Origin of the sequence: uncultured Muriicola sp. (assembly GCF_947258935.1) — a bacterium.
Lineage (GTDB): Bacteria > Bacteroidota > Bacteroidia > Flavobacteriales > Flavobacteriaceae > Muriicola.
Map to the genome: position 1 here is coordinate 54,577 of NZ_CAMYKH010000003.1, position 8,515 is coordinate 63,091.

Annotated in this window: 11 protein-coding genes and 1 pseudogene; 4 read left to right on the top strand and 8 right to left on the bottom strand. The window is 40.0% G+C overall.

Annotated features, from left to right (window positions below; genetic code table 11):
- Positions 1–114 precede the first annotated feature (114 nt).
- The gene (locus Q0X72_RS00835; RefSeq protein WP_297760628.1) at positions 115–546 is read left to right on the top strand and encodes a TerB family tellurite resistance protein; all 432 of its coding nucleotides are present in this window, start codon (positions 115–117) and stop codon (positions 544–546) included.
- Positions 547–572: 26 nt separating this feature from the next.
- On the opposite strand, the gene fbp is transcribed toward Q0X72_RS00835, so the two are convergent.
- Positions 573–1,580 carry a class 1 fructose-bisphosphatase gene (gene fbp / locus Q0X72_RS00840; protein ID WP_297760631.1) on the bottom strand — a complete coding sequence of 336 codons (1,008 nt, stop codon included), beginning with the start codon at positions 1,578–1,580 and terminating at the stop codon, positions 573–575.
- A 112-nt stretch (positions 1,581–1,692) separates the two neighbouring features.
- On the opposite strand from fbp, the gene Q0X72_RS00845 reads away from it, so the two are divergent.
- The 3 genes and pseudogenes from Q0X72_RS00845 (at position 1,693) to Q0X72_RS00855 (ending at position 5,262) form a co-directional block, all read left to right on the top strand.
- The gene (locus tag Q0X72_RS00845) at positions 1,693–2,172 is read left to right on the top strand and encodes a GNAT family N-acetyltransferase (RefSeq protein ID WP_297760633.1); all 480 of its coding nucleotides are present in this window, start codon (positions 1,693–1,695) and stop codon (positions 2,170–2,172) included.
- Entirely contained in the window at positions 2,169–3,419 is a 1,251-nt protein-coding gene (locus tag Q0X72_RS00850; protein ID WP_297760636.1) for an aspartate kinase, read from the top strand. The genes Q0X72_RS00845 and Q0X72_RS00850 overlap by 4 nt, the downstream gene beginning before the upstream one ends.
- Before the next feature lie 87 nt (positions 3,420–3,506).
- Positions 3,507–5,262, top strand: a pseudogene (locus Q0X72_RS00855) (GNAT family N-acyltransferase).
- On the opposite strand, the gene Q0X72_RS00860 reads toward Q0X72_RS00855, so the two are convergent.
- The 7 genes from Q0X72_RS00860 to Q0X72_RS00890 all read right to left on the bottom strand — a co-directional run bounded on the left by Q0X72_RS00860 (position 5,259) and on the right by Q0X72_RS00890 (position 8,443).
- Positions 5,259–5,684, bottom strand: a complete 426-nt coding sequence (locus Q0X72_RS00860) for an arsenate reductase ArsC (protein ID WP_297760639.1) — start codon at positions 5,682–5,684, stop codon at positions 5,259–5,261. The pseudogene Q0X72_RS00855 and the gene Q0X72_RS00860 sit on opposite strands and share 4 nt — an antisense overlap.
- Before the next feature lie 19 nt (positions 5,685–5,703).
- Complete coding sequence (locus tag Q0X72_RS00865; RefSeq protein WP_297760643.1) at positions 5,704–6,195, bottom strand: GNAT family N-acetyltransferase; 492 nt, start codon at positions 6,193–6,195, stop codon at positions 5,704–5,706.
- Between the two features lie 10 nt (positions 6,196–6,205).
- The gene (locus tag Q0X72_RS00870; protein ID WP_297760646.1) at positions 6,206–6,694 is read right to left on the bottom strand and encodes a DUF6428 family protein; all 489 of its coding nucleotides are present in this window, start codon (positions 6,692–6,694) and stop codon (positions 6,206–6,208) included.
- 11 nt (positions 6,695–6,705) lie between these two features.
- Positions 6,706–7,029, bottom strand: a complete 324-nt coding sequence (locus Q0X72_RS00875) for a helix-turn-helix transcriptional regulator (protein WP_297760649.1) — start codon at positions 7,027–7,029, stop codon at positions 6,706–6,708.
- Positions 7,030–7,110: 81 nt separating this feature from the next.
- Positions 7,111–7,545: a TM2 domain-containing protein gene (locus tag Q0X72_RS00880; RefSeq protein WP_297760652.1), complete on the bottom strand. Its 435-nt coding sequence runs from the start codon at positions 7,543–7,545 to the stop codon at positions 7,111–7,113.
- Between the two features lie 52 nt (positions 7,546–7,597).
- Entirely contained in the window at positions 7,598–7,984 is a 387-nt protein-coding gene (locus Q0X72_RS00885; protein ID WP_297760656.1) for a VOC family protein, read from the bottom strand.
- Complete coding sequence (locus tag Q0X72_RS00890) at positions 7,985–8,443, bottom strand: DUF1801 domain-containing protein (protein WP_297760659.1); 459 nt, start codon at positions 8,441–8,443, stop codon at positions 7,985–7,987. It abuts the gene before it with no gap.
- Positions 8,444–8,515: the final 72 nt, after the last annotated feature.

Here is an 8,515-nt window from a genome sequence, read left to right on the forward strand (position 1 = left end):
AATAAAAGGAATACCAGAAATATTTGATGGGAGATTATTTTAAAAATAATGAATGTTTTATTGAAATAATCCCTTCCAAAAAAAGTATCTTTGTATGATAGAATTTATTGTAATATGCCCATTTTAGATTTATACGGACACAGTGAAAAACGAAAAAATTTGGCCCACTTTGCTGCCATAGCTTCCTTGGCAGCGATAGATGGGGAAATTAATCCTGCAGAGCAGAAAGTGATCGATCGCTTCGCCGTAAAATTAGATATTTCCGGTGCTGAATACAGGGAGGTGATGAAGAAGGAGAATAAATATCCTATTGAAGCCCCTTACGAGTCGGAAGAGCGTTTAGAGCGCATTTATGATCTTTTTAAGATCATCTATGCGGATCATGATATTGATGAAGATGAATATAGAATGATAAAGAAATATGCATTGGCCCTGGGATATTCACCGGCTAAGGCAGAAAAAATCATAAAAAGGTCTATTATCTTGTTCAGAGGAAAATTCGATTTTGAAGACTACCTATACGTTATGAAACGCAAGAAAGATTAATTACTACCTGGTATAGTAATTTGCAATTAGGCTTTAGCAGCCATAAATTCTTCGGCTTTTTCCACCATCTTCCTGCTTCCACAAAAGAAGGGAACCCGCTCATGAAGCTCAGTGGGTTGAATCTCCATGATTCTTTTATATCCATTACTGGCTTTTCCATTGGCTTGCTCTGCCAGAAATGCCATGGGGTTACATTCATAGAGCAGACGTAATTTTCCGTTAGAGGCTACACTGCTTTTGGGATACATATAGATACCGCCCTTGATCATATTCCTGTGAAAATCGGACACCAATGAACCAATATACCTTGAGGTATACGGTCTGTCCTCTTCTTCTAGTTGGCAATATTTAATATAATCCTTAACCCCTTGAGGGAAATGAATGTAATTTCCTTCATTCACAGAATAGATGTTCCCGGTTTCCGGGAATTCCATATTGGGATGAGAGAGGTAAAAAGTACCAATGGCCGGATTTAACGTAAATCCGTTGACTCCGTCCCCGGTTGTATAGACCAACATAGTGGAGGTTCCGTAAACGATGTACCCTGCCGCCACTTGATTTATTCCCGGTTGTAAAAAATCTTCGAGAGTCACAGGAGTGCCTATGGGTGTAACCCGTCTGTAAATAGAAAAAATGGTGCCTACAGACACATTCACATCAATATTTGAAGAGCCATCTAAGGGATCTATGAGTACAATATATTTGTTTTGGTGATTTTCATCATTGCTGTTAACACTGATAAAGTCGTCTTCCTCTTCAGAGGCAATTCCACAGACGATCTCTCTGTTCTTTAAGGTCTGAATAAACTTGTCATTGGCCAGAACGTCTAACTTCTGCTGATCTTCTCCTTGTATATTTGTGTCGCCCACGCCGCCGAGAATGTCTATCAACCCAGCTTTGTTTACTTCGTGGTTTACTACTTTGGCTGCCAGACGGATAGCGTTGATCAACTTAGAAAGCTCACCGGAAGAATACTGAAAAGAGGACTGGTTTTCGATGATAAATTCTCCAAGAGTAGTATTCTTTTTGTCCATTAGGGGGCTTGTGTTATATATATACAAATATCGAACATTTTGTGAAACTAAAACGTTTTCGACAGGCTTTCGTTTTATAAATTTATAACTTTGTGTTTTATTTGTAACAATTATGAAAAATACCATCCGAGATGCCATGGCAGAGGACATGCCTCAGGTTTTGGACCTTATAAAAGAACTTGCAAAATTTGAAAAGGAATCGAATGCAGTAGATGTAACTGCAGAGGATTTGGTAAGGGATGGATTTGGGGAAGCACCTCTCTTTAGTTGTTTTGTAGGTGAAATAAATGGGGAAATTGGGGGGATGGCCCTGGTCTATCCTCGGTATTCTACCTGGAAAGGTCCGGTGCTCCATTTGGAAGACCTTATTGTAACAGAGCAAATGCGTGGAAGTGGTCTGGGTACTGCTTTACTTGCCAAGGTGGTACAGTATGGTTACGAGATCAAAGCAAAACGGATCAGCTGGGAGGTATTGGACTGGAATGAACCTGCTATATCTTTCTATGAGCGAAAAGGGGCGAAGGTAATGCGAGACTGGGATGTAGTGCAATTAGATGAACAAGGAATTCTAAACTTTATTAAGAACTTATGAGGATCTTCAAATTTGGAGGAGCATCTGTGAAGGATGCCGATGGACTAAAGAATCTGGTTAAACTGTTACAAGAGGTTGGGTATGAGGATACCTTTCTGGTTATTTCGGCCATGGGGAAAACCACAAATGCCATGGAAGGCGTTGTCAATGCATATTTTCAGGATAAGACCATGTTGCCGGCATCCCTACAAGAGGTAATGGACTATCATTTGAAGATCCTTAATGATCTCTTCGATTCGCCTAAGCATACAATTTACAAGGATGTACAATCTCTATTTGAGGAGGTAAAGGGATTCCTGGCATGGAACAAATCGCCCAAATACAATTTTGTATATGACCAGGTGGTAAGCTACGGGGAATTGCTTTCCACTACTATCCTCAGTGCATATCTGAATGAGGTGGGCATCCGCAATACCTGGCTCGATATTCGAAATTTTATCAAGACCAATAACAACTACCGCGATGTGGATGTTCAATGGGAAAAAACGCAGGAACGCCTTGCTCAGGGATTGGAAAAGGGAAAATTATATGTGAGTCAGGGGTTCATTGGGAGCGATGAAAATAACTTCACAACAACCCTGGGAAGAGAAGGTTCTGATTATACGGCAGCTATCCTGGCTTTTTGTCTCAATGCCCAATCGGTTACCATTTGGAAAGATGTACCGGGAGTATTAAATGCAGATCCCAGGTATTTTACGGAATCTCAATTGCTCAACAAGATATCCTACCTTGAAGCCATTGAACTCGCATTTTATGGAGCCTCTGTAATTCATCCAAAGACCTTGCAGCCCCTCCAAAGGAAGGAGATCCCCTTGCTTGTTAAATCGTTCTTGCACCCAAAGAATCCAGGGACCATGGTGGGTAAAGGAGAGGGTATTGATCCAAAGATCCCCTGTTTTATAGTAAAAAAGAATCAGGTGCTGATGAAGCTTTCCTCTTTAGATTTCTCATTTATTGTGGAAGACAGTATCAGCGATCTCTTTAAACTACTTCATGATTACAAAATGAAGGTAGATCTGATACAGAATTCGGCAATTAGTTTTTCTGTATGCGTGGACAATAAATTTGGTCGTTTGGAAGAATTATTAGACCATTTAAAAGGTAAATTTAAAGTGGTGTATCACGAAGGAGTATCTCTTTATACCATTAGGCATTTTGATGCGAAGTCTATAGATTCTCTTCAAAATGGAAAGGAAGTGCTGCTGGAACAACGGGGAAAAGAGACCGTTCAATTAGTAGTAAAGTAAGCATCAGTCAGTTGTAATTCTTAAAGTTAATAACATAACACCAAGGCCTATTTTCCTATCTTTACCTCGGAAATTGTAAATTGAATTATGGGTTTAGTAACGGCCAAAGAAGTAGCAAAAGCCATTAATCTTGAGCGGTACGGGTTTTTCGGAACCTTTATGGGCTGGACGCTGATGAAGATCACTAAGCTGTCTTCCATGAATGCCTTTTATGAAAAACACAAGCATCTGGAGGCCAAGCCATTTCTGGATGCCATTCTGGAGCACTATGAGATCGATTTCGAAATTCCGGAAGAGGATATTAAAAGACTTCCAAAAGAAGGAGCTTTTATTACTATTAGTAATCATCCCCTGGGAGGCATAGACGGTATCTTGTTGCTAAAATTATTACTACAGCACCGGGAAGACTTTAAGATCATCGCCAACTTTTTATTGCATAGGGTAGAGCCCTTGGCCCCTTTTATTTTGCCTGTGAACCCTTTTGAAGATCATAAAGATGCAAAAAGTAGTATAGCCGGATTTAAAAGTGCAATACAACATTTGCGTGATGGACATCCGCTCGGGATCTTTCCTGCTGGGGAAGTATCTACCTACAAGGATGGGAAGCTTATTGTAGATAAACCCTGGGAAGAAGCAGCCCTAAAATTAATACGAAAGGCAGAAGTGCCTGTGGTTCCCATATATTTTCACGCAAAGAATAGCCAGTTATTCTATCGTTTGTCTAAGATCAACGACATCTTTAGAACAGCAAAGCTCCCTTCAGAATTAACCACCCAGCGAAACAGGGCTATAAAGGTTCGAATAGGTCAACCTATTTCTTTGGCCGCACAGACAGAACATGAAACTCTTGATGAGTTTACGGATCTTCTTCGAAGAAAGACCTACATTCTTGCCAATGCCTATGAAAAAGAGCGTTTAATAGATCAGATTCCAGGGAGTTTAAAGATCCCTAAAGCTCCAAGGAAGATTGCTACAGCTGTTAGGACAGAGGTCATTCAAGGAGAGATAGAAAAACTGCGTGAGAAGGACTGCAGGTTGTTGCAAAGCAAGAATTATGAAGTTTTCCTGGCACAAAAAAAGGACATGCCCTTTATACTCAATGAAATTGGAAGACAACGAGAAATAACCTTTCGAGCCATTGGGGAAGGTACCAACAAGGCCATCGATCTGGACAGATTTGATGATTATTACCACCATCTATTTTTATGGGATGATCAAGACAAGGTTATCGTTGGGGCCTATCGCATGGGGATGGGGTCTCAAATATTTAAAGAACACGGCATTGACGGTTTTTACCTTCAGGACCTTTTTGGTTTTGAACCGGAGCTCTATAGTATGATGACGCAATCCATAGAAATGGGGCGCGCCTATATAGTTAAAGAATACCAACAAAAACCTATGCCACTCTTCCTGTTGTGGAAGGGAATAGTGCATACTACCTTGAGACATCCCGAGCATAAATATCTTATTATTTATGAAGTCGAAATACTGGGATCCATATGTGGCACAATACATTCACCCAAAAAAGGAGTTTAAGGTGAAGTTAAAAGATGCTGATAAGGAGTTCGTATTTGATGAAACCGAAGCGGATCTGAATAAATTTGACCGACTCATAGAAGAAGTAGAACCTGGAAGTCTGCGATTACCTGTACTTATTAAAAAGTACATCAAGCAAAATGCTAAAGTGGTGGCTTTTAATGTAGATCCCCTGTTTAACAATTCGGTAGATGGGCTTATGTATATTAAAATTGCCGATCTCCCTGAGAGTACCGTAAAACCTGTTATGGAAGAGTTCCAGGCTGAATTGGAACGAAAGTTGACTGAGAATAACGGTGCCGATTAGGAAAATTCCCTTTCCGCAAAGTCCTCACAATACCCTTTGATCTCATTTCTGGCTTTGAGGAAAGCGATATGAATTTCTTCCCTGCTGCCTTTTACTTTAGAAGGATCGAAGAAATTGTGGTGAAGCCGTTTAGCAGTATTTGAAGGAATATAAGGGCAATTCTCTTTGGCATGATCGCAGACCGTGATGATAAAGTCCCAGGGGATACCAGAATATTCATCAACGTTGTTGGAGGTGTGATCGGAAATATCAATCCCATCTTCTTTCATGATGGCAACTGCCCCCGGGTTCAATCCGTGGGTTTCGATCCCTGCACTATACACCTGTGCCTTTTCCTTTAATAGGGTTTTTAAATAGCCGTGTGCCATCTGACTTCGGCAGGAATTTCCGGTACAGAGAACCAGTATATTTTTTCTTGTCATTGGTAATTTTATTTTTGTTCTAATCTATTCCTACAGAAGTACTTCGTCTTTCAAAGATCAAATTATCTTTCCATACTCCATCTAAATTGCCTACACGTTCACGGCGCCCTATTAATCTAAAACCACATTGCTCATGGATTATTGCGCTGGCTTTGTTCTCCGGGAAGATACCTGCTTGTATGGTCCAATACCCTGCTTTTTCGCTGGCATCGATCAAAGAACGCAACAAACTTTTCCCTATTCCTTTGCCTCTGTGATCTTTGCTGACATACACACTAACCTCTGCAACTCCTCCATACACACATCTGCTGGAAACAGGAGAGAGGGCAGCCCATCCCGTTATGATAGTATCTTCACATGCTATCAAACGGCATTGTTTTATATGAGCTTTATCCCAAATTTCGTAGGCAGGAATTTCCTTCTCAAAGGTAGCGAAACCAGTGGCTATGCCTTCTTTGTAGATAAGGGAAACTGCAGGCCAGTCTTCTGGTTGCATAGATCTTATATCCATAGAGTCTCGGTTAACAACAACCAGTATCAGGGCTACAACATCCGGCTACTTCCTGAGTTTTATCTACTATTACACCACAAAGTTCTTCAGCCTTACATGCCGTTGGTTGTACACCTAAGGAAATTAAGAGCGCACTCTCCCTTGTTTGTGTTTCATTTACATATAGTTGAGCTGTATGAAAGCTCTCATTGCCATATTCAAATCGAATAGTGGCCTCAGGATCCATAGGTCGCATAGAATTCACCTTATCTAATATGGATAGTGCTTTGGCTGAGCTCAAATATTCAGTTTTGGTTTTTTCTCCCGGGTTTTCCCAAAGCTGAACTACGGTTTCATTCCATGCGTCTGCACTTCCGCCACAGTCAACAGAATTTATTGAAGTATTTTTTACTTCAGTAATATGATAATTGGCACCTACCCGTTGTCCCGGCTTAAATTCGAATATCAGGGCCTTGGTAGCCTGTTCATTCAATAAGGTTAAGAATTCTTTTGTTTTCATTGTATCTGATTTTAACAACAGTTGATTTTTGTTTCATTAAAGAAGGAGTTCAGAAGGGCCTGTATCTCTTTCCATCGGTCTAGCGCAATACAATAACAAACCTTTTTACCTTCAATTTCGCCTTCAATGAGACCTACACTTTTTAATTCTTTCAGGTGCTGTGAAATGGTAGGTTGTGCTAATCCGATCTCCTCAACAATATCATTGCATATACAGGCATTCTGTGTACTTATGTATTGCAATATGGCAATTCTACCCGGATGCCCCAGCACTTTGAAGATAGTAGCTAGTTCATTCTGGGAAGTATTGAAGATTTCTGTTTTGGTTAGACCCATAATACATTTATATATTGCAATATTACGATATTAAATTAAATAAAAAAAGCCAGATGGTTAAAACCTGACTTTATTCTATGATCAGAACCAGGGTTTTTTCCCTACCTGATAGGTGTTGTAGAATTCTTCATCAGATTTAGTTAGGTAAATGATACCTTCAATAAGTCCGATAAGTCCGGGGATCCAGAAAAAGAAAGCCCCCACAACAATACAGGTGGTAGCGTACCCCAACAAGGTAATTGCCAATAGTATGATCCCTTCCTTGTTATAACCCAGTATAAATTTGTGAACTCCAAGAGATCCAAATAGAATCCCGAGTATACCCGCCAGGATCTTTTTGTTATCACCCCCTGCATTCTTTAATCCTTCACGAAACTCGTCTGCGGTCTTTTTAGCACCTTCCTTAAATTCTCCTGCCGCTTCTTTTGCCTCTCCAGCGGCTTTTTTAGCTGATTCCTTGGCATCGTCAAAGGCTTCTTTAGCCTTATCGCCAAAATCTTTATCTTCTTCTGACATGTCTACTTATTTGTTGGTTAATTGATGATTAAATGTAGCAATAAATTTTAACTCAAAGAAATGCTTTATCAACAGGTTCCCATAGTTCTATTTTGTTGCCTTCGGGGTCTAGTATCCATCCGAATTTTCCATAATCATACTCCTCCATTTTCCCAATGATAGTAACACCTTCTTTCTTTAAAGCTGCCAGTAATTCCGTAAGATTTTCCACCCTAAAATTCATCATGAATTGCTTTTCGCTGGGTTTAAAATAGGTGGTATCTTCCTTAAAAGGACTCCATTGTGTTGAGCAATCATTTCCCTTCTTGTCTTTCCACCAAAAAGTACAGCCATACTGGTCCGTATTCAAGCCCAAATGTGTTTTGTACCAATCTTTTACCTTGTCGGGATTCTTTGTTTTAAAGAAAAACCCGCCTAAACCAGTTACCCTGTTTTTCATTTATCTCTTTTTAATGTTGCGTTCGTATAATTCGATCCATTGATCAACGGTCATTTTAGTGCATAGGTCACCAAGTAGATCATAAGGAATTAGTTCTACCTTTTTAAATCGGACACAGCTCTTTCCCATATCTAACTTGGTTTTCACATGCTTTGGGTATTCGGAAACAAACCAATCATGCAGGGATTTATCTGCATAGATACCAGAATGATAGAGAGCCACAAAGTTTTTTTGCGAAGCTATATTCATAAAAGGCAGGGGAAGTTCCGGACTGCAATGATATCCATCGGGATATATACTATGTGGCACCACGTACCCGATCATTCCGTAGCTCATAACCTCTTCAAATCCTTTTGGCAGATTAGCCAGGATGGTTTTTCTGAGAGAGGAAATAGCACTTTTCCTGTCTTCTGGTAAGTTTCTTATATACTCTTCAGGAGTTGCAGCGTCTGATGTCATTGTATAGTATTTTAATGTTTGATCCTGAAATCCCTATTAAAAAGAAGGGACCATAAGTTAACAAAATCTTTC

What these genes read in the sequence shown, in the direction of transcription:
- Q0X72_RS00890 (WP_297760659.1), bottom strand. Translation starts at nt 8,443, where the DNA reads ATGACATCAGACGCTGCAACTCCTGAAGAGTATATAAGAAACTTACCA.
- Q0X72_RS00885 (WP_297760656.1), bottom strand. Translation starts at nt 7,984, where the DNA reads ATGAAAAACAGGGTAACTGGTTTAGGCGGGTTTTTCTTTAAAACAAAG.
- Q0X72_RS00875 (WP_297760649.1), bottom strand. Translation starts at nt 7,029, where the DNA reads ATGGGTCTAACCAAAACAGAAATCTTCAATACTTCCCAGAATGAACTA.
- Q0X72_RS00850 (WP_297760636.1), top strand. Translation starts at nt 2,169, where the DNA reads ATGAGGATCTTCAAATTTGGAGGAGCATCTGTGAAGGATGCCGATGGA.
- Q0X72_RS00865 (WP_297760643.1), bottom strand. Translation starts at nt 6,195, where the DNA reads ATGGATATAAGATCTATGCAACCAGAAGACTGGCCTGCAGTTTCCCTT.
- Q0X72_RS00835 (WP_297760628.1), top strand. Translation starts at nt 115, where the DNA reads ATGCCCATTTTAGATTTATACGGACACAGTGAAAAACGAAAAAATTTG.
- Q0X72_RS00860 (WP_297760639.1), bottom strand. Translation starts at nt 5,684, where the DNA reads ATGACAAGAAAAAATATACTGGTTCTCTGTACCGGAAATTCCTGCCGA.
- Q0X72_RS00880 (WP_297760652.1), bottom strand. Translation starts at nt 7,545, where the DNA reads ATGTCAGAAGAAGATAAAGATTTTGGCGATAAGGCTAAAGAAGCCTTT.
- fbp (WP_297760631.1), bottom strand. Translation starts at nt 1,580, where the DNA reads ATGGACAAAAAGAATACTACTCTTGGAGAATTTATCATCGAAAACCAG.
- Q0X72_RS00870 (WP_297760646.1), bottom strand. Translation starts at nt 6,694, where the DNA reads ATGAAAACAAAAGAATTCTTAACCTTATTGAATGAACAGGCTACCAAG.
- Q0X72_RS00845 (WP_297760633.1), top strand. Translation starts at nt 1,693, where the DNA reads ATGAAAAATACCATCCGAGATGCCATGGCAGAGGACATGCCTCAGGTT.